At 68.7% G+C, this 19,275-nt stretch carries 11 protein-coding genes and 4 pseudogenes; 10 read left to right on the top strand and 5 right to left on the bottom strand.

The features are described 5' to 3' along the window. The first annotated feature begins 15 nt into the window (after nt 1-15). The gene (gene ilvR / locus CVUC_RS00985) at nt 16-906 is read left to right on the top strand and encodes a LysR-type transcriptional regulator IlvR (protein WP_096034190.1); all 891 of its coding nucleotides are present in this window, start codon (nt 16-18) and stop codon (nt 904-906) included. Nucleotides 907-956: 50 nt separating this feature from the next. Beyond that, nucleotides 957-1,472, top strand: a complete 516-nt coding sequence (locus CVUC_RS00980) for a glycine cleavage system protein R (RefSeq protein WP_096034191.1) — start codon at nt 957-959, stop codon at nt 1,470-1,472. 78 nt (nt 1,473-1,550) lie between these two features. Here CVUC_RS00980 and CVUC_RS20135 read toward each other — a convergent pair. The 5 genes and pseudogenes from CVUC_RS20135 to dnaG all read right to left on the bottom strand — a co-directional run. After that, a pseudogene (locus CVUC_RS20135) lies at nt 1,551-1,673 on the bottom strand (hypothetical protein); the annotation flags it as partial. Next, nucleotides 1,651-1,773 (bottom strand): annotated as a pseudogene (locus CVUC_RS20725) (hypothetical protein); the annotation flags it as partial. The pseudogenes CVUC_RS20725 and CVUC_RS20135, both read right to left, overlap by 23 nt. A 69-nt stretch (nt 1,774-1,842) precedes the next feature. Beyond that, on the bottom strand, nt 1,843-3,801 hold the full coding sequence (rpoD, locus tag CVUC_RS00970; protein WP_010920883.1) for an RNA polymerase sigma factor RpoD: 1,959 nt from the start codon (nt 3,799-3,801) through the stop codon (nt 1,843-1,845). Nucleotides 3,802-4,194: 393 nt separating this feature from the next. Beyond that, nucleotides 4,195-5,964: a PAS domain S-box protein gene (locus tag CVUC_RS00965; protein ID WP_096034192.1), complete on the bottom strand. Its 1,770-nt coding sequence runs from the start codon at nt 5,962-5,964 to the stop codon at nt 4,195-4,197. 121 nt (nt 5,965-6,085) lie between these two features. Continuing rightward, nucleotides 6,086-8,017 carry a DNA primase gene (gene dnaG / locus CVUC_RS00960; RefSeq protein WP_096034193.1) on the bottom strand — a complete coding sequence of 644 codons (1,932 nt, stop codon included), beginning with the start codon at nt 8,015-8,017 and terminating at the stop codon, nt 6,086-6,088. A gap of 414 nt (nt 8,018-8,431) precedes the next feature. Here dnaG and CVUC_RS00950 point away from each other — a divergent pair, with 414 nt between their 5' ends. The 8 genes and pseudogenes from CVUC_RS00950 to CVUC_RS00915 all read left to right on the top strand — a co-directional run bounded on the left by CVUC_RS00950 (nt 8,432) and on the right by CVUC_RS00915 (nt 19,254). Further along, nucleotides 8,432-10,393: a M61 family metallopeptidase gene (locus CVUC_RS00950; RefSeq protein WP_096034195.1), complete on the top strand. Its 1,962-nt coding sequence runs from the start codon at nt 8,432-8,434 to the stop codon at nt 10,391-10,393. Between the two features lie 88 nt (nt 10,394-10,481). Next, a pseudogene (locus CVUC_RS00945) lies at nt 10,482-11,112 on the top strand (hypothetical protein). A gap of 102 nt (nt 11,113-11,214) precedes the next feature. Further along, nucleotides 11,215-13,008: a DUF885 domain-containing protein gene (locus CVUC_RS00940; protein ID WP_096034197.1), complete on the top strand. Its 1,794-nt coding sequence runs from the start codon at nt 11,215-11,217 to the stop codon at nt 13,006-13,008. Between the two features lie 381 nt (nt 13,009-13,389). Next, the gene (locus CVUC_RS00935) at nt 13,390-15,810 is read left to right on the top strand and encodes a glycoside hydrolase family 3 N-terminal domain-containing protein (RefSeq protein WP_096034198.1); all 2,421 of its coding nucleotides are present in this window, start codon (nt 13,390-13,392) and stop codon (nt 15,808-15,810) included. Nucleotides 15,811-16,000: 190 nt separating this feature from the next. Continuing rightward, nucleotides 16,001-17,911, top strand: coding sequence for a sialate O-acetylesterase (locus CVUC_RS00930; protein WP_096034199.1), 1,911 nt, complete (start codon nt 16,001-16,003; stop codon nt 17,909-17,911). A 3-nt stretch (nt 17,912-17,914) separates the two neighbouring features. Then, nucleotides 17,915-18,038, top strand: a pseudogene (locus CVUC_RS20675) (hypothetical protein); the annotation flags it as partial. A 95-nt stretch (nt 18,039-18,133) separates the two neighbouring features. Then, nucleotides 18,134-18,547, top strand: coding sequence for a group III truncated hemoglobin (locus CVUC_RS00920; protein ID WP_096034200.1), 414 nt, complete (start codon nt 18,134-18,136; stop codon nt 18,545-18,547). Next, nucleotides 18,544-19,254, top strand: a complete 711-nt coding sequence (locus CVUC_RS00915) for a 2OG-Fe dioxygenase family protein (protein ID WP_096034201.1) — start codon at nt 18,544-18,546, stop codon at nt 19,252-19,254. Before CVUC_RS00920 ends, CVUC_RS00915 begins: the two co-directional genes overlap by 4 nt. The last annotated feature ends 21 nt before the right edge of the window (nt 19,255-19,275 follow it).

The following is a 19,275-nucleotide window of genomic DNA, read 5'->3' as shown; positions in this document are numbered from 1 at the left end:
GCTAAACCTATAACAATGGACATCCGCCAGTTCCGCCATTTCGCCACCGTGGCCGAGACCCTGCACTTCGGCCGGGCCGCCGAGCGCCTGGGCATCACCCAGCCGCCGCTCAGCCAGTCGATCCAGGCGCTGGAAAAGGCGCTGGGCGCGCCGCTCTTCGCCCGCACCAAGCGGCATGTCGAGCTGACCGCGCTGGGCCGGCAGTGGCTGCCGCATGTGCGTGAGGCGCTGGCGGCGGTCGACGCCCTGCCCGACACCGCAAGGCGGCTGCGCGACGGCCAGACCGGCTATTTGTCGCTGTCGTTCGTCAGCACCGCCGACTACAGCGTCCTGCCCGACCTCGTCCGGCGCTACGCGGAGGCGTTTCCGGGCGTCGAGATCCAGCTGGTCGAGGCCACCAGCGACGTCCAGGTGCCGGCGGTGCTGGCCGGCGAGCGGCATGCGGGCATCATCATCCCGCCGCCGAACCGGTCCCTGCCCGCAGCCCTGGCCTATCGGCGGCTGGTGTCCGAGCCCCTGGTGGCCGTCACGCCCGAGGCGTGGGCCGCCGAAGGGCCGCTGGACCTGGGCGCCCTGGCGGACGTTCCGCTGGTGCTGTTTCCCCGAACCGTGGCTCCGGCGTTCCACGACCTTGTCACCGGCTATGTGGCCGCGCGCGGCCAGCCCGTCCGGATCGTCCAGGAAGCCATCCAGATGCAGACCATCATCAGCTTGGTCTCGGCGGGCCTTGGCATGGCGCTGGCGCCCGCCTCGCTGCGGAAACTGGCTCGCGCGGGGGTTCGCTATGTCGACCTCGTCGATCCCCCGATCCTGGAGACGGGCCTTGTCTGGCGACGCGACGAGGCGGCCCCGACGTTGCAGGGTCTGCTGCGCCTCGTGACCGAGGACGGGTCCGCCCCGGATTGACGCCGGCCAAGGCGCGTGGCTGGCTCGGAAAAACCTCTTAGGGAGCTTCCATGGCCAACCTGATCCTCAGCGTCGTCGGCAGCGACCGGCCCGGCCTCACCGAGGCCCTGGCCAAGGCGGTTCTGTCGGCCGGCGGCAACTGGCTGGAGAGTCATCTCAGCCAACTGGGCGGGCTCTATGTCGGCTCGGTGCTGGTGGCGCTGGACGCCGCCTCGGTGGACGCCCTGCGCGCCGCCGTGGCCGAGGTGGACGCCCAGGGGCTGGAGGTGCGGATCGCGCCGGCGCTGGAGGCCGCCCCCGCAGCGGGCGAGACCGTCGCCTTTAGCGTGGTCGGCCAGGACCGCCCGGGCATCGTGGCCCAGGTCACCGCCGTGCTGAGCGGCCTGCATGCCAATATCGAGACCTTCGAGACCCGCCTCAGCGTCGAGCCCTATTCCGGCGCGCCGCTGTTCCACCTGGACGCCCGCCTGCGCCTGCCGGTGGCTCTCTCCGCCTCGGCCGTGCAGACGGCGCTGGAGGCGATCTCGGGCGAGATCATGGTGGATGTGACCCTGACGGGGGCTTAGGCGCAGCACGGGCGGCGCCTCAACAACCGCTCTGAGCAGATAGACACACGTGTCATCCCGGAAGCCTCGCAGAGGCTATCCGGGACCCAGGGGGTGACGAAACGCCGTGCGGGCCGCCCCTGGGTCCCGGCTCTCCGCTTCGCTTCGGCCGGGATGACACGGGAGGTTCCTGGCTGAGTGGAAATCCTCGTCCTTCGACAAGCTCAGGATGAGGATTTTGTACCAGCCGGCGCCAATCATCGTCCTCACCCTGAGCTTGTCGAAGGGCGAGGACGGCGCGCACGGCGCACGCTCCTCCCAATGTCGCAACCCCCAAACAAAAACGCCCCGGCCTTTCGACCGGGGCGTCTTCGTCTGTGTCGCCTGACCCTTACGAGTCCAGGAAGCTGCGCAGCTTGCGCGACCGCGAGGGGTGCTTGAGCTTGCGCAGGGCTTTGGCCTCGATCTGACGGATGCGTTCGCGGGTCACCGAGAACTGCTGGCCGACTTCTTCCAGGGTGTGGTCGGTGTTCATGCCGATGCCAAAGCGCATGCGCAGCACGCGCTCTTCACGCGGGGTCAGCGAGGCCAGCACGCGGGTGGTGGTTTCGCGCAGGTTGCTCTGGATGGCCGCGTCGATCGGTAGGATGGCGTTCTTGTCCTCGATGAAGTCGCCCAGGTGGCTGTCTTCCTCGTCGCCGATCGGGGTTTCGAGGCTGATCGGCTCCTTGGCGATCTTGAGGACCTTGCGGACCTTTTCCAGCGGCATGGCCAGCTTTTCGGCCAGTTCTTCCGGGGTCGGCTCGCGGCCGATCTCGTGCAGCATCTGGCGGCTGGTGCGGACGATCTTGTTGATCGTCTCGATCATGTGCACCGGGATGCGGATGGTGCGGGCCTGGTCGGCGATCGAGCGCGTGATCGCCTGACGGATCCACCAGGTGGCGTAGGTCGAGAACTTGTAACCGCGGCGATATTCGAACTTATCGACGGCCTTCATCAGACCGATATTGCCTTCCTGGATCAGGTCCAGGAACTGCAGGCCGCGGTTGGTGTACTTCTTGGCGATCGAGATCACGAGGCGCAGGTTGGCCTCGACCATTTCCTTCTTGGCCTGACGGGCCTCGCGCTCGCCCTTCTGAACGGTCTGGACGATGCGGCGATAGTCGTCGATCGGCACGCCGGTTTCGGTGGCCAGGGCGGCGATCTCGCTGCGGATGTCGGTGACCGACTGGCTGTCGTTCTCGACGAACTTGGTCCAGCGCACGCCCATCGCCTTGACCTGTTCGGACCAGGTCGGGTTCAGCTCCGAGCCGAAATAGGCCTTGAGGAACTCGCCCCGGCTGATGCCGTAGCTGTCGGCCAGGCGCAGCAGGCGGCCTTCCAGACCGATCAGGCGCTTGTTGATCGCATAGAGCTGCTCGACCAGAGCCTCGATGCGGTTGTTGTTCAGCTTCAGCGTCTTCAGGTGCTGGATGATCGTCGCCGACAGGCCTTCATAGGCCTTGCGGTCGGCGTCCGAGAGATCCTCGCCCTTCAGGCGGCTGCCGACCAGCTTGTCCTGCAGCTTGCGGAAGGCTTCGAACTCGCTGGCGATGGCGTCCAGAATGGCCATCACGCCTTCGCGCAGCTCGCCTTCCATGGCGCTGACGGTCGGACCCGCGCCGTCGTCGAAGTCGTCCTCGTCCTCGCCTTCGGCGCCCTCGGCCTTGGCTTCGCCGGCCTCGTCGTCGACCGGCTCGGCCGGACCCTCGTCGTCCTCGGCGGCCGGCTGGGCGGCAACGCCGTTGATCGCGGCGTAGGTGCCTTCCAGGTCGATGACTTCGCGCAGCAGGATGCGGCCCGTGCCCAGTTCCTCGCGCCACACCATGATGGCTTCGAAGGTCAGGGCCGACTCGCACAGGCCGCGGATCATCGTGTCGCGGCCGGCCTCGATGCGCTTGGCGATGGCGATTTCGCCTTCGCGCGACAGAAGCTCCACCGAGCCCATTTCGCGCAGATACATCCGCACCGGGTCGTCGGTACGGTCATAGGCCGCCGGCTTGTCGCTGGCGATGACGGTGGTGTTTTCGTCGCGCGTGGCGACCTCGCCGCCCTCGGCGTTCTCGGCGTCTTCCTCGGCCTCAACCACGTTGACGCCCATCTCGCTGAGCATGGCCAGCGTGTCTTCGATGGCGTCGGGGCTGACTTCCTCGGACGGCAGCACCTTGTTCAGCTCGTCCATCGTGACGTAGCCGCGGGCTTTCGCCTGTTTGATGAACTTCTTGACGCCGGCGTCGGTCAGATCGAGCAGGGGGCCGTCACCGCCGGTGGTTTCGGGCGCTTCCGTCTCGGCCGAGGAATTGTTGCTCATCAAGCTCTCCGAAGTCGACGCGACGCCCCCGCAAGGCCCGCGTCGAGAAAATCCATGTTGAAACGGCTTGCCTGCCCGATCCGCGCCTTGATCAGCGCTTACCCAAGGATCACGTTCCCGTCAGACGGCTCGCATGCGCTCTGGTCCGCCATGTAGAAGCGCTCCGCGGGAAACCGGCGGAGGTTCAGGCGATGAGCACGGCGAGCTTTTCCCTGAACGGGTCAGCGACCGCTGGGGACCTGAGGCGGCGGCGAGGGTGACATCCTGTTTCGATAAGGGCGCGCGCTCCGGCGGCCCGAGCGATGTCAATCAGCTGCGTGGCAAATCCTTGAGTCGGCATGTGGCTTTGGGTGACGCCGGTGTCAAGATGGCGCGACGCAGGAGCTCAAATAATCATGGCGGCGAGACGACCTGTTCCGGACCCTGATCGTTCGGATCGGCGCGGACGACGCGCACCGGCAGCTGCGCCTCGACGCCCTCCGGCTTAAAGAGCAACTCCGGCTTGCCGCCGAGATCGGTGGCCAAGCCGCGTTCGAGCAGGCGCGCGCCGAAACCACGCCGGGTCGGCGCCTGGACCTCGGGACCGCCGCTTTCACGCCAGTGGACCAGCGCGTGGTTCTCGCCCCGCAGCGACCAGGCCACGGTCACCCGTCCGTGCGGCGTGGACAGAGCGCCGTACTTGGCCGCGTTGGTGCCCAGTTCATGCGCCGCCAGCGCCAGCGCCAGGGCCGCGCCCGGTTCAACGCGCACGGACGGCCCTGTGATGGTGATGCGCTCGGGATCGCGGTCGTCGCAGAAGGGACGCAGGGCCTCGCGCAGGATGTCGTCGATCACCGCCCCCGACCACCGCTCGTTGGTCAGCACGTTGTGCGCCGCCGACATCGCCATCAGCCGGTCGATGAACTGGTCACGCGCGCGCGGCGAGACCTCGTCGGCGCGCAGGGTCTGGCGGGCGATCGACTGGATCGACGCGAGGGTGTTCTTCACCCGATGGTTCAGCTCGTTGATCAGCAGTTTCTGCTGGGCCTGGGCGTTCTTGATCTCGCTGAGATCCATGGCCATCCCGACATAGCCGAGGAACGCGCCGGTCGCGTCGATGCGCGGCTTGGCGTGCGCCAGCATCCAGCGCCAGCCGTCGGGCTGACGCTTGAACCGCGCCTCGAAGGTGTAGGGATCGGGGCCCGCCCGCGCGGCCTGGCGCCGCTCCAGAAGGCCGGCGATGTCGTCCGGATGCAGCAGGCTGAGCCAGCCGTAGCCCAGCAGGGCCTCACGATCGACATTGGCCAGCTCGGCGAACGCGGCGTTGGCGAACTCCATGCCGCCGCAGGGCTCGGTCATCCACACCGGCGCGGGAGCGGCGTCGGCCAGGGTGCGGAACAGCGCCTCGCTCTCGCGCAGTTTCTCGGCGGCGGCCTTCTGCTCGCTGATGTCGGTGTGAACCCCGACCCACTCGCGGATCTCGCCGTTGTCGCCGATCAGCGGCACGGCGCGAATGAGGCAATCGCGCCAGACCCCGTCATGCCGCCGCACGCGGTGCTCGAACTCGAAGGTCCGCTTCTCGGCGACCGCCGCCAGCCAGGCGCTCAGCGTCGGCTCGACGTCGTCGGGATGCACGACCTTGGTCCAGCCGACGCCCTCGTACTCTTCCCGGGTCTGACCGGTCAGGGCCGACCAGGCGGGCTGCTCGCCGACCATCTTGCCGCTGGCGTTGTTGGTCCAAAGCACGCCCTGAACCGCGTCGATCGCCGCGCGGAAGCGCGCCTCGCTGACCACCAGGCGCTTGAGCGCCTCGGAGCGGCGCGAGATGTCGCGAATAAAGCCCAGGACCAGAGGCGCCGCGTCAGGCTCGCTCCAGCGGACCATGGACAGCTCGATCGCGATCGAGCCGCCGTCTTGGCGACGCGCCATCAATTCGCGGCGAACGTCGAACAGCGAGGGGCGACCGGAAGACGAGAACAGCGCGGCGTCCTCGGCGCCCCCCTCGCCCGCGTCCGACGGCAGGATCAGGGCGCTGAGCCGGCGCCCGAGAACCTCCTCCCGCCGCCACCCCAGAAGAACCTCGGCGCGCGAGGTCCAGTCGACCACGACGCCCTCGACGTCCATGACCACGACCGCGTCGAGCGCCGTCGCAAGAATGGGCTGCAGTCTCTCGAGGTCGGACACGCTGATCTCGCAGTAGCTCTTGAATCACGCGAGCCGGGCCTTTCGGGGACTCAGCGCGGCGAACACACGATCAGCTCACAACTCCGGGGACTGAAACGCAACCCGGAAGGCGGCCAAGCGCCTAATGCAGCACCTGGGACACCAGCGCCGGGTCGGTCCAGCCGCCGCTCTCGATCAGGCGCTTGACCGCGTCGCGCTCGGTCTTGAGGCGCAGCAGGGTCTGGAAGTCGCTGTCGTCGGCGAGGTCGGTCTTGGCGTCGTCGACGGCCCGCTCCAAAGCCGTGAGCCTAAGCAACAGGTCAAAGGCCTGCGACCACAGCACCCGGATCGCCTCTTGCGGGCTCTGGGCCGCGCTCTGGGCGACATCGAGGGCCTTCACGTGCGCCGCCGCGCGCTCCAGGGCCGCCAGCACGCCCTCGTCATAGCCCGCCGAGGCCAGCCGCCCCCGGAGCAGGCCGGTCTCGACGTGATCGGCCTCCAGCCGCAGGTTGACCAGCTCGTGGGCGATGGCGTCCAGGCGCTCGTCGCCGAAGCCCTGGTTCATCAGCACCTCGATGCGGTCGTCGACCACCTTGGGGTCGCGGATCGCGGCGATCAGCAGAGCGGCCGAGAACGGGCGCGGGGCCTGGTGCAGGGCGGCGGCGGCCTGACGCCCTTCGGCGGTGGCCCCCTCCAGGCGGGGCTTGCCCCAGGGCCGGCGCGGACTGTTGTCCCAACGCTGGCGCGACAGGGCGCGGCCCGCGTCGCTGGCGTCGGCCTTGACGCGGCGCGCGGCGCGCATCTCGTCCAGCCGGTCCAGCAGCTCTTCCTTGTAGGCGTGCGCCAGATCCTTGTCGGCGATGGTCGCCGCCAGGGTGCGCAGACGGACCTTCAGGTTGGTGCGCTGCTCGGGCGTGTCGAAGGGTTCGACCTCTTTCTCACGCTCGAACAGGGCCTGGACGAAGGGCTTGGTGTCAGAGATCTGGGCCTTCAGCGCCGCCGGCCCCTGCTCGCGCAGCACATCGTCCGGGTCCTTGCCGCCCACGGGCATGGAGAACAGGAACGAGCGGCCGGGCTTGAGGAGCGGCAGGGCGCGGTCGATCGCGCGGTCGGCGGCCCGCTTGCCGGCCTTGTCGCCGTCGAAGCACAGGGTCGGGGTCGGATGCAGGCGCCACAGCCCCTCCATCTGCTCCTCGGTCAGGGCCGTGCCCATGGCCGCCACGGCCGGCACGCCGGCGCGCTGACAGGCGATGACGTCCATATAGCCCTCGACCACCACCATCGGCGGCTGCTCACCGCCGCTCTGGCCGGCGTGCAGGATCTTGCGGGCCTCGAACAGGCCATACAGCACCCGCCCCTTGTGGAAGAGGCTGGTCTCGGGGCCGTTCAGATACTTGGCGCGGGCGGCGGGATCCATCGCCCGGCCGCCGAACGAGACGACCTTTCCCCGGCTGTCGGCGATCGGGAAGATGATCCGGTCGCGGAACCGGTCATAGGGCGCCCCGCCGTCCTCGGGCGCGATCAGCACGCCGGCGTCCACAAGATCGCCCGGCTTGGCGCCCTTGGCGATCAGATAGTCCTTCAGGCCCGTGCGGTTATTGGGCGCAAAGCCGATGCGAAAGCGGCTCCACTCGCTCTCGGGCAGGCCGCGCTTTTCCAGATAGGCGCGAGCCGTCTGGCCGACCGGGCGGCGCAGCTCGCTCTCGAACCAGGCGGCCGCCAGCTCCATCCAGTCGCCGAGCGACGAGCGCTTCTGCTCCTCGCGGGCGGCACGGGGGTCGACCTCGGGCAGGCTCATGCCCGCCTCGGCCGCCAGCCGCTCGACGGCCTCGGCGAAGGTCAGCCGCTCGGTCTCCTGCAGGAAGCTGATGATGTCGCCGTGCTTGCCGCTGGAGAAGCAGTGGTAGAAGCCCTTCTCGTCATTGACGAAGAACGACGGGCTCTTTTCCTTGGTGAACGGCGACAGCCCCGCATACTCGCGCCCCTGCCGCCGCAGCTTCACCGTCTTGCCGACGACGTCGGACGGGCGAAGGCGGGACTTCAGTTCTTCGAGAAAGCGGTCGTCGAAACGCATGGCGGTGGGCGAAACTTCGCGGACTTGAACCGGGCACCTTATCTGGCGAGCCGTCTCGCCAGAACCGGACGTGGGCGGCCGTTCCAGCCCATATCGCGAGTCCCCCACAGGTTACTCACAGATTAACCGATCCCGGGCCCGGCGAGCCTCAATCCTCCCCCCAGCGGGGGAGGTGTCGGCGCGGAGCGGCGACGGAGGGGGAAGTCCTGCCGACCTTGCCTCTTCCCCCTCCGGCCCTCCGGGCCACCTCCCCCGCTGGGGGGAGGATTTCAGTTACGTCAAAGACGCTTCGTTTCAGCCCCGAAACGAACGCCCGACATTCCGCATGCGGAGGCCAACTCGCCCTCGACAAGGCGCGGATAACGCCACAAACATCCCGGCTTATCGTCGCGGGGAGCACGCCCGCGCGCCGCATTGGGGTGTTTCGTGAAAGCGCTGTTCTTCTCGGTCTCCGTCCTGTCCCTGGTCGCCACGGCCGCCCTGGCCCAGGTCCCGAGCCCGGCGCCCTCGCAGCCGATGCCGGAATCGGCCGCGCCGACCGCGCCGATCCCGGCCCCGCAGGACATCCCCTACGCCGGCACGCTGAAGCTGGCCGTCGACGCCACCGACCTCGACCGCAAGATCTGGACCGCCACCACGATCATTCCGGTCAGCAAGGCCGGCGCCTTCACCTTCCTCTATCCGCAGTGGGTGCCGGGCGGCCACTCGCCGCGCAACGAGCTCGACAGGCTGGCGGGCCTGGTGGTGACGGCGAACGGCAAGCGCATTCCGTGGACGCGCGATGTGATCAGCGTCCACGCCTTCCACGTCGATGTCCCCGCTGATGTCACGGAAATCCAGGTCAGCTACCAGTTCCTGACCGCCGTCGAGAGCCGCATCGGCCGCATCCAGGTGACGCCGGAAATGCTGAACCTGCAGTGGCTGCAACTCGCCCTCTATCCGGCCGGCTACTACACCCGCCGCATCCCGATTGAGGCCAGCGTCAAGCTGCCGGAAGGCTGGAAGCTGGCCACCGCCCTGGAGACCGCCAAGGTCGAGGGCCAGGTCACCACCTTCAAGCCGACCACGGTCGAGACCCTGGTCGACAGTCCGATCTTCGCAGGCAAGTACTTCAAGTCGTTCGACCTGGACCCGACCGGCCCCGCCCCCGTGCGCCTGAACCTGGTGGCCGACAGCCCCGACCTTCTGGAGGCCAAGCCCGAACATATCCAGGTCCACAAGGATCTGGTGCAGCAGGCCTACAAGGTGTTCGGCTCGCACCACTACGACCACTACGACTTCCTGGTCGCCCTGTCGGACAAGCTGGGCGGCATCGGCCTGGAGCACCACCGCAGCTCCGAAAACCGCGTGACGCCCAAGTACTTCACCGATTGGGACAAGAGCTTTGTGGGCCGCGACCTGCTGAGCCACGAGTTCGCCCACTCGTGGAACGGCAAGTTCCGCCGCGCCGCGGACCTGTGGACGCCGAACCTGAACGTGCCGATGCGCGACAGCCTGATGTGGGTCTATGAGGGCCAGACCCAGTACTGGGGCAATGTGCTGGCCGCGCGCTCGGGCCTCCTGACCAAGCAGCAGGCGATGGACTCCATCGCCGCCACGGCCGCAGCCTATGACCACCGTCGCGGCCGCGACTGGCGTCCGGTGCAGGACACCACCAACGACCCGATCATCGCCAACCGCCGCCCGCAGTCGTGGCAGTCCTGGCAGCGCAGCGAGGACTACTATTCGGAAGGCATGCTGGTCTGGCTCGACGCCGACACGGTGATCCGCGAGAAAACCGGCGGCAAGAAGTCGCTGGACGACTTCGCCAAGGCCTTCTTCGGCGTCGACAACGGCTCCTACGTGCCGCGCACCTATGTGTTCGAGGACGTGGTGGCGGCCCTGAACGGCGTGGTGGCCCATGACTGGGCCACGTTCCTGAAGACCCGCATCGAAGAGGTCCAGCCAGAGGCGCCGCTCGATGGCCTGGAGCGCGGCGGCTACAAGCTGGTCTATACCGAGACCCCGACCGAGTTCATGAAGGCCGCCGAGACTCGCTCGCGCGGCACGGCCCTGCCCTATTCGCTGGGCCTGTCCGTCGGGTCGGACGGCGTGATCTCCGACGTCCAGTGGGGCGGCCCGGCGTTCAAGGCCGGCCTGACGCTGGGCCTGACCGTCGTGGCGGTCAACGGCGAGCAACTGGACAGCGACAAGCTGAAGGCGGCGGTCAAGGCGGCCGCCAAGCCGGAAAACCCGCTGGTCGAGCTGCTGATCAAGGACGGCTCGCGCTACCGGATGGTCAAGATCGACTATCGCGGCGGGCTTCGCTATCCGCGCCTGGAGCGGATCGCCGGCGCCCCCGATCGCCTGGGCGACGTCCTGACGCCGCGCAAGTAGGACCGGCCGCGATGTTGCGACGCGTTCGCGCGCTGCGACGATATGGGGAAGGGCGCGACGGCGGCGTTTCAGGCAAGTTTACGCCCAGTTGATCCCTCTGAAGACTTAACTCTGAAAGGGCCCGCACCCCTCCCAGGCGGGCCCTTTTTACTTTCCGGACGTCGCGTGCGATCGACTGCGGTTACAAGGCCTGTCCAGGCTTGGCCGGAGACGCAATGACGGACATTCCCGACCTCCAGCGCGTGACCACCGAATATGTCGCGGTCGAGGACCGCGTGCGTATCAGTGGCGAAGCCGCCGATGGCGCGACCATCGTGCTGTGGCTGACCCAGCGCCTTCTCAACCTGCTCGTGCCGCGCCTGACCGGCGGTCTGGAGCAGCCGGACTCGACCGGCGACGCCTTGCTGCAGGGCTTCGCCCAGCAGGCGGCCGAGGCGTCGCTTTCGCCGCAACCGGCCGTCGAGGCCACGACGCCCGCCGCCAGCTGGCGCGTCGACTCGGTGGACATCCTGTCCGGTCCGGACGGCGTCGCCCTCACCTTCCGCTCTGATGAGGGGCCTGCAGCCCGCCTTTCGCTGGCCAACGAGCCGCTGCGCCAATGGCTGAGCATTCTGCGCCGGCAGTATCAAGCGGCGGGCTGGATCGACCGCGTCTGGCCCGCCTGGATGGAGGACGACATGCGCCCCGCGGCGAGACCCGACGCGACACCGTTCCACTGACCCGCGCTTCGTGGCCCGGCCGCCTTGACCCTGGACGGACCGCAAGGGAACGATAGGTCAACGAGCCGGGTCGTCCCGGCTTCTTGAGTTTTAAGGATCGCCATGTCCCTGCCCGACCGTCGCCAGATCTTGATGGGAGCGGCCGCCACCGCCCTGACCGCCGGGCTCGCGTCCGCCGCCCAGGCCGCGACGCCGAAGGAGCAGCTCTATGCGCTGTTCGACGCCTTCTTTGACGAGGACCTGAGCCAAAGCCCTGAACAGGCCACAAGCCTTGGCCTCGACACCGGCAAGCACGCCGATGCGCGGAGCCGGCTCTCGGACCGCTCGACCGCCGCCTGGCTGCGCGACCGCGCCGAACCAGCGGAGCGCATCGCCCGCCTGAAGACGATCGACCGCAAGGCGCTCTCCGGCGACGACGCGATCAACTACGACACCGCCCTCTTCAACTACGAGGCCCGCCAGGGAACCTCGCGGTTCGACTTCGGCGACGGCGCGCGCCCCTTCGTCCTGACCCAGTTCTACGGGTCGTACATCTCGACCCCAAGCTTCCTGGACGGCCGGCACAAGATCGCCTCGGCCGCCGACGCCGATGCGTACCTGGCCCGCATGAAGGCCTTCGCCACCGTGCTGGACCAGGAGACGCAGCGCGCCGGCGCCGACGCGGCCAAGGGTGTGATCCCGGCCGACTTCATCGTCGACAAGGCCATCGCCCAGCTCCAGCAGTTCCGTAGCCTCCCGGTCGAGAAGAACGTGCTGGTCGCCTCGGCCGCCCGCCGCGCCAAGGCCTATGGCGACTATGACGCCCAGGCCGCCGCCATCCTGACCGGCGAGATCCACCCCGCCCTCGACCGCCAGATCGCCGCCCTGCAGGCGATGCGCGCCAAGGCCGTGCACGACGCCGGCATCGGCCGCCTCAAGGACGGCGACGCCTTCTACGCCGCCCTGCTCAAGATCTACACGACCACCAACAAGACCCCCGAAGAGGTCCATCGCCTAGGCCTGGAGGAAGGCGCCGAGATCCAGGCGCGGATGGACGAGATCCTCAAGAAGCGCGGCCTGACCCAGGGCACGGTGGGCCAGCGGATGGCCAGCCTGAACACTATGCCCGGCCAGGTGTTCGCCAACACCGACGAGGGCCGCGCCGAGCTCCTGGCCTATTGCACCGAGCGCATGGCCAAGCTTCAGCCGCTCTTGCCGCAGTGGTTCGGCGTCATGCCCAAGACCCCGGTCGTGGTGCGTCGCGTGCCGGCCTACACCGAGGCGGGCTCGGCGGGCGCCTATTACGAGCGCCCGGCCCTGGACGGCTCGCGTCCGGGCGCGGTCTATATCAACCTGCGCGACACGGCCGAGCGCCCGCGTTGGTCGCTAGCCACGCTGATGCACCACGAAGGTGCGCCGGGGCACCACTTCCAACTGGCCCTGGTGGCCGAAAGCAACCTGCCCAAGCTGCGCCAGAACATGGGCTTCTCGGCCAATACCGAGGGCTGGGCGCTGTACGCCGAGCAGGTGGCCATGGAGATGGGCATCTATGACGACGGCGATGATCTGGGCCTCCTGGGCATGTACCAGGCCCGCCTGTTCCGTGCCTCGCGCTGCGTGGTCGACACCGGCATCCACGCCAAGGGCTGGAGCCGCGAAAAGGCCATCGCCTACATGATCGAAACGGGCGGCGACCCCGAGGTGCGGGTGTCGCGCGAGGTCGAACGCTACTGCGCCAACCCCGGCCAGGCCTGCTCGTACAAGGTCGGCCACACGGTCTGGGCGGCCCTGCGCGAACGCACCAAGCAGCGCCTGGGAAGCAAGTTCGACATCAAGCGCTTCCACGACACGGCGCTTCTGGTCGGTCCGGCGCCGCTGACGGTGCTGGAGGGCGTGATCGACCGCTGGCAGGGGTGAGGGCTGCGCCTCGGTGCGTCCTTCGAGGCTCGCCTTCGGCTCACACCTCAGGATGAGGAAACCCGCTACTGAATCCCTCATCCTGAGGTGCGCGCGCCTGAGCGCGCCTCGAAGGACGCAGGGACGCCCCCTCCGTCACGCGGCTGCGCCGCGCGCCACCTCCCCCGCAAGCGGGGCAGGAGGATCCCGCTTCCTCCTCAACCGTGAAACGGGGGAGGTGGCGCGGCGCGTGGCGCCGTGACGGAGGGGGCGCTTCCACGACAAGAAATGAGACCGGTACCATTTCTGGCTTGAGTGGTCAGACAACTGCCCCCATAGTGGCTTCCAACAACGGCGATTGAGAGCCGTTAGCATCAAGCTCAGCCTCGGGGAAACGACCGGATGAACACCACCCTCACCCGCCGCCTGTTCGGCGCGAGTCTCGCGGCCCTGTCCGCCGCAGCCCTGCCCAGCCTGGCGCAAGCCGCCGGCCAAGCCCCCAAGACGTCGGGCGGCAAGCCGCTCTACAAGGATCCGACCCAGCCGGTCGACGCGCGCATCCAGGACCTGCTGTCGCGCATGACCCTGGAAGAGAAGGCCGCCCAGCTGGTCGGCATCTGGCTGACCAAGAACAAGATCCAGACGCCGGAAGGCGACTTCTCGGCCGAGCAGGCCAGCAAGAGCTTCCCGCACGGCCTGGGCCAGATCTCGCGTCCGTCCGACCGCAAGGGCGCCAAGCCGGTGACGGTGATCGGCGCGGCCGCCGGCGCCGACGATGGCGCGATCAACCGTAACGCCGCCGAAACCGCGCGCTACACCAACGCCGCCCAGAAGTGGGCGATGGAGAAGACCCGCCTGGGCATCCCGCTGCTGATGCACGACGAGGCCCTGCACGGCTATGTGGCCCGCGACGCGACCAGCTTCCCACAGTCGATCGCCCTGGCCTCGACCTTCGACACCGAGCTGACCGAAAAGATCTTCGCGGTCGCCGCCCGCGAAATGCGGGCCCGCGGCTCGAACCTGGCGCTGGCCCCCGTGGTCGACGTGGCCCGCGATCCGCGCTGGGGCCGCATCGAGGAGACCTACGGCGAAGACCCGCACCTGTGCGCCGAGATCGGTCTGGCCTCCATCCGCGGCTTCCAGGGGACGACCCTGCCGCTGGCCAAGGACAAGGTGTTCGTCACCCTCAAGCACATGACCGGCCACGGCCAGCCCGAGAACGGCACCAATGTCGGCCCGGCCCAGATCGCCGAGCGCACCCTGCGCGAGAACTTCTTCCCGCCGTTCGAGCGCGCGGTGACCGAGCTGCCGGTGCGGGCGGTCATGCCGTCGTACAACGAGATCGACGGTGTCCCCTCGCACGCCAACCGCTGGCTGCTGACCAAGATCCTGCGCGAGGAGTGGGGCTACAAGGGCTCGATCCAGAGCGACTACTTCGCCATCAAGGAGCTGATCACCCGTCATAAGCTGACCAGCGACCTGGGCGAGACGGCCGTTATGGCCATGCGCGCCGGCGTCGATGTCGAGCTGCCCGACGGCGAGGCCTACGCCCTGCTGCCCGAACTGGTGAAGGCCGGCCGCATCCCGCAGTTCGAGATCGACGCCGCCGTCGCCCGGGTGCTGGAGATGAAGTTCCAGGCCGGTCTCTTCGAGAACCCCTACTGCGACGAGAAGACCGCCGACGCCAAGACCGCCACGCCGGACGCCGTCGCCCTGGCCCGCGAAGCCGCCCGCAAGTCCGTGGTCCTCTTGAAGAACGACAAGGGCCTGCTGCCCCTGGACGGCAAGAAGTTCAAGCGCATGGCGCTCCTGGGCACCCACGCCAAGGACACGCCGATCGGCGGCTATTCGGACATCCCGCGTCACGTGGTCTCGATCCACGAGGGCCTGACCGCCGAGGCCAAGGCCCAGGGCTTCGCGCTCGACTACGCCGAGGCCGTGCGGATCACCGAGCAGCGCATCTGGGCCCAGGACGCGGTCAACTTCACCGACCCGGCCGTCAACGCGAAACTCATCGCGGAAGCCGTCGAGGTCGCCAAGAAGGCCGATATCGTGGTCATGGTGCTGGGCGACAACGAGCAGACCAGCCGCGAGGCCTGGGCCGACCATCACCTGGGCGACCGTGACAGCCTGGACCTGATGGGCCAGCAGAACGATCTGGCCAAGGCGATCTTCGATCTGGGCAAACCGACCGTGGTGTTCCTGCTGAACGGCCGTCCGCTGTCGATCAACCTGCTGAAAGAGCGCGCCGACGCCATCATCGAGGGCTGGTACCTGGGCCAGGAAACCGGCCACGCCGCCGCCGACGTGCTGTTCGGCCGCGCCAATCCGGGCGGCAAGCTGCCGGTCAGCATCGCCCGCGACGTCGGCCAGCTGCCGGTCTACTACAACCGCAAGCCCACGGCCCGCCGCGGCTATCTGGATGGCGAGACCACCCCGCTCTACCCGTTCGGTTTCGGCCTGTCGTACACCACCTTCGACGTCTCGGCGCCGCGCCTGGCCAAGGCCAAGATCGGCCAGGGCGAGACCGTCAAGGTCGAGGTCGATGTGACCAACACCGGCAAGGTGGCCGGCGACGAGGTGGTCCAGCTCTATGTCCACGACGAGGCGGCCTCGGTCACCCGTCCGGTGCTGGAGCTCAAGCACTTCAAGCGCGTCACCCTGGCCCCCGGCGCCAAGACCACGGTCACCTTCGAGATCAAGCCCTCGGACCTGTGGATGTGGAACCTGGACATGAAGCGCGTGGTCGAGCCCGGCGACTTCTCGATCCTGGTGGGCCCCAACTCCGTGGACCTGAAGAAGACGACGCTGACGGTCGCTTAAGGCTCGGAAGAGCGCCCCCTCCGTCACGGCGTCTGTCGACGCCGCGCCACCTCCCCCGTTTCACGGGGCAGGAGGGAGCGCTCTTCTCCTGCCCCGTGAAACGGGGGAGGTGGCGTGCTGCGGATACGCAGCGCGACGGAGGGGGCGTTCAGACTTTCGCCGCAAGACACCAGCGGCAAGGGAGCAAACCATGCGCCGTCTCGCGCCGATCCTGCTGGCCGCCGCCCTCGCCTCGCCCGCCAGCGCCCAATCCCTTCTGAACGGCCTGTTCGCCGACCACGCCGTCGTCCAGCGCGACCGGCCCCTGCCGGTGTTCGGAACCGCCAAGCCGGGCGAGACCGTCACCGCGTCCTTCGCCGGCCAGACCCTGACCGCCAAGGCCGGTCCCGACGGCGCCTGGCGCGTGGACTTCCCGGCCACGCCCGCCGGCGGCCCCTACGCCATCACCGCCGCCACCGCCTCGGCCAGGGCCAGCGCGTCCGACGTCCTGGTCGGCGATGTCTGGCTGTGCTCGGGCCAGTCGAACATGGAGATGCAGGTCTCCGCCTCGGGCGACGCCTGGAACCAGATCAACAACGGCGCGGCCAACGACACCATCCGCATGGCGACCATCGAGAAGGCCGACGCCCGCTCGCCCGCCAAGGACTTCAAGAAACCGCCCGTCTGGCGGCCGACCAACAAGGAAAACGTCGGCGCCTTCTCGGCCAGCTGCTTCTACTTCGCCCGCGAGCTGCAGAAGACGCGGCAGGTCCCGCTGGGCCTGATCCACGCCTCGTGGGGCGGCTCGGGCATCGAGGCCTGGATGACGCCGACGGCCCTGCGCAAGGTCGGCGGCTATGACGACGCCATCGCGGTCCTGAACCTGTCGATCACCGACCAGGCCGCCGCTAGCCGTCGCTGGGGCGAGGTGATCAAGGCCTGGTGGAGCGCCAAGACCCCCGGCCAGGCGGCCCTGGCGCCCTGGACCGGCGCCGGAACCTGGACGGCCGCCCCGCGCGATCTGGGGATCTGGGAACGCTGGGGCGTTCCGGCCTTGGCCGAGTTCAACGGCGTCGTCTGGTTCAAGACCGAGATCGAGCTGACCGCCGCCCAGGCCGCGCAGGCCGCCACCTTGGGCCTTGGCCAGATCGACGAGATGGACACCACCTATCTCAACGGCGTGGGCGTCGGCGCGACCTCGGGATCCTGGCTGGAGCGCCGCTACGCCCTGCCGGCCGGGTCGCTGAAGCCCGGCAAGAACACCCTCGTGGTCTCGGCCTATGACACCTACGCCAACGGCGGCATGTACGGCGATCCGGCCAAGCGGGTCCTGACCCTGGCCGACGGAACCGCGCTGCCGCTGACGAACTGGAGCTACCGTATCGAACCCCGCGCCGGCGGCGATCCGCCCCGCGCGCCGTGGGACACCCTGTCGGGCGTCTCCACCCTCTATAACGGCATGCTCGCCCCCATGGGCCCTTACGCCTATGCGGGCCTGGCCTGGTACCAGGGCGAGACCAATGTCGGCCGCGACAAGGCCTATGTGAACCTGCTGGGCGCCTTCATGGCCGAGCGCCGTCAGGGACAGTCGCCCGACATGCCGGCCCTGGTGGTGCAACTGGCCGACTATGGCGCCTACGCCACCGCGCCGGGCCTGCCCGCCGCAACGGCCGCCCTGCGCGACGCCCAGCGCCGCGCCGTGGCCGCCGATCCGCGCGCCGGCCTCGTCGTCACCCACGACATCGGCGACCCTTACGACATCCACCCCGCCAACAAGCAGGAGGTCGGCCGCCGCCTGGCGCTCGCCGCCCGCCGCCTCTATGGCGAGCCGGTGACCACCGGCCCCGAGGTCGTCTCCGCCAAGCGGACCGGCGACACCGTGGTCGTCAGCTTCGCCCAGGTCGGCGGCGGACGTCTGGTCTCGCTGGGCTCTGACCGCGTGATCGGCTTTGAGCTGTGCGACACGACCTGTCGCTGGGTCGACGGCCGCGTCGACGGAACCTCGGTGGTGCTCAGCGGGACCGGCTCCAAGGTCCGCTTCGCCTGGGCCGACAGCCCGAGCTTCAACCTGTTCGACGCCGAGGGCCTGCCCGCTGGGCCGTTCGAGGTCGAGGTTCAGTAGTGTCCGCAGCGCCCCCTCCGTCACGAGGCTTCGCCTCGCGCCACCTCCCCCGTTTTACGGGTGAGGAGGATGCGATCTCCCTCCTGCCCCGCTTGCGGGGGAGGTGGCGCGGCGCATAGCGCCGTGACGGAGGGGGCGTCCGGGCCCCTTAAGTAAGAATCCGAAGCCAAGTGTGATCACACCGGGGTTCTGTCGCGGGACACGAGGGTCCATATCGCGGCCATGTCTCTCTCCCCGCGCTCACAGGCTCGCGCCGACGCTGCTCCGTTCACCGACGAGGAAATCGACCGGCTGGTCGAGACCTTCTATGCGCGCATCCGCCAGCACCACCGCCTGGGCCCGATCTTCGAGACCGCGATCGGTCCCGACGGCTGGCCTGAGCATCTGGCCAAGCTGAAGGACTTCTGGTCGTCGGTGCTGAACACCTCCGGCCGCTACAAGGGCCAGCCGGTGGTCGCCCACCAGGGCGTGGAGGGCCTCACCGAGGGTCTGTTCACGCCGTGGCTGGGCCTGTTCCACATGACCTGCGCGGAGCTGTTCGACGCGCCCCGGGCGGCGATCATCGGTCAGAAGGCCGAGCGGATCGCCGCAACGCTGAAACTCGGGCTGTTTCACCGACCCGGAGCGGTGGCTTGAGCCCGCGCGCGGACCTGGCGGACCAGGGCTTTATCCGCTTCGAGGCCGAGGAGACCCGCGCCCTTCTGGGGCCCGAGGCGACGGCCGGTTGGGATGCCTTCGCCGCCGGCTGGAACGACCTGGGCCTCGACACCTTCATGGCCGACGGCGGCCGCTATCGGCGTCGGCGGTTCGCGGCCTTCGCCGTCGCGCCCGGCCTGTTGGACCGCAAGCCGCACCAGCCGCACTGGCAGAGCCGCGACTACAACCCGCTGAACGGCGGCGTGCAGCGCTGGTTCGAGCCGGTCACCGACGCGATCGCCGATCATCCGGTCACGCGAGGCGTCATCGCCGCCGGGCTTGAGCTGTTCGATCCGCTGTCGCCGACCTCCGAGACGCCCTGGCACGTGGAGATGCACCAGTTCCGCATCGAGGCGCGGACCGGCGAACAGGGCCTGCCCACGCCGGAGGGCGCGCACCGGGACGGCGTCGACTGGGTGATCGTCATGCTGGTCGACCGTCAGAACGTCGACAGCGGCGTGACCGATATCTACGCCCCCGACGGGGCCAGCCTGGGCTCGTTCACCCTGACCGCGCCCGGCGACGCGGTGTTTCTGGACGACCACCGGGTGCTGCATGGCGTCACGCCGATACGTCCCCTCGACGTCCAGGCGCCGGCCGTCCGCGATGTGCTGGTTATCACATTCCGTCGGGAGGAAACGGCGTAGTTTTCCAGGCGCGCAGAAGCC

Origin of the sequence: Caulobacter vibrioides, assembly GCF_002858865.1 — a bacterium.
Lineage (GTDB): Bacteria > Pseudomonadota > Alphaproteobacteria > Caulobacterales > Caulobacteraceae > Caulobacter > Caulobacter vibrioides.
This window is presented reverse-complemented; position numbering and strand designations above follow the sequence as displayed.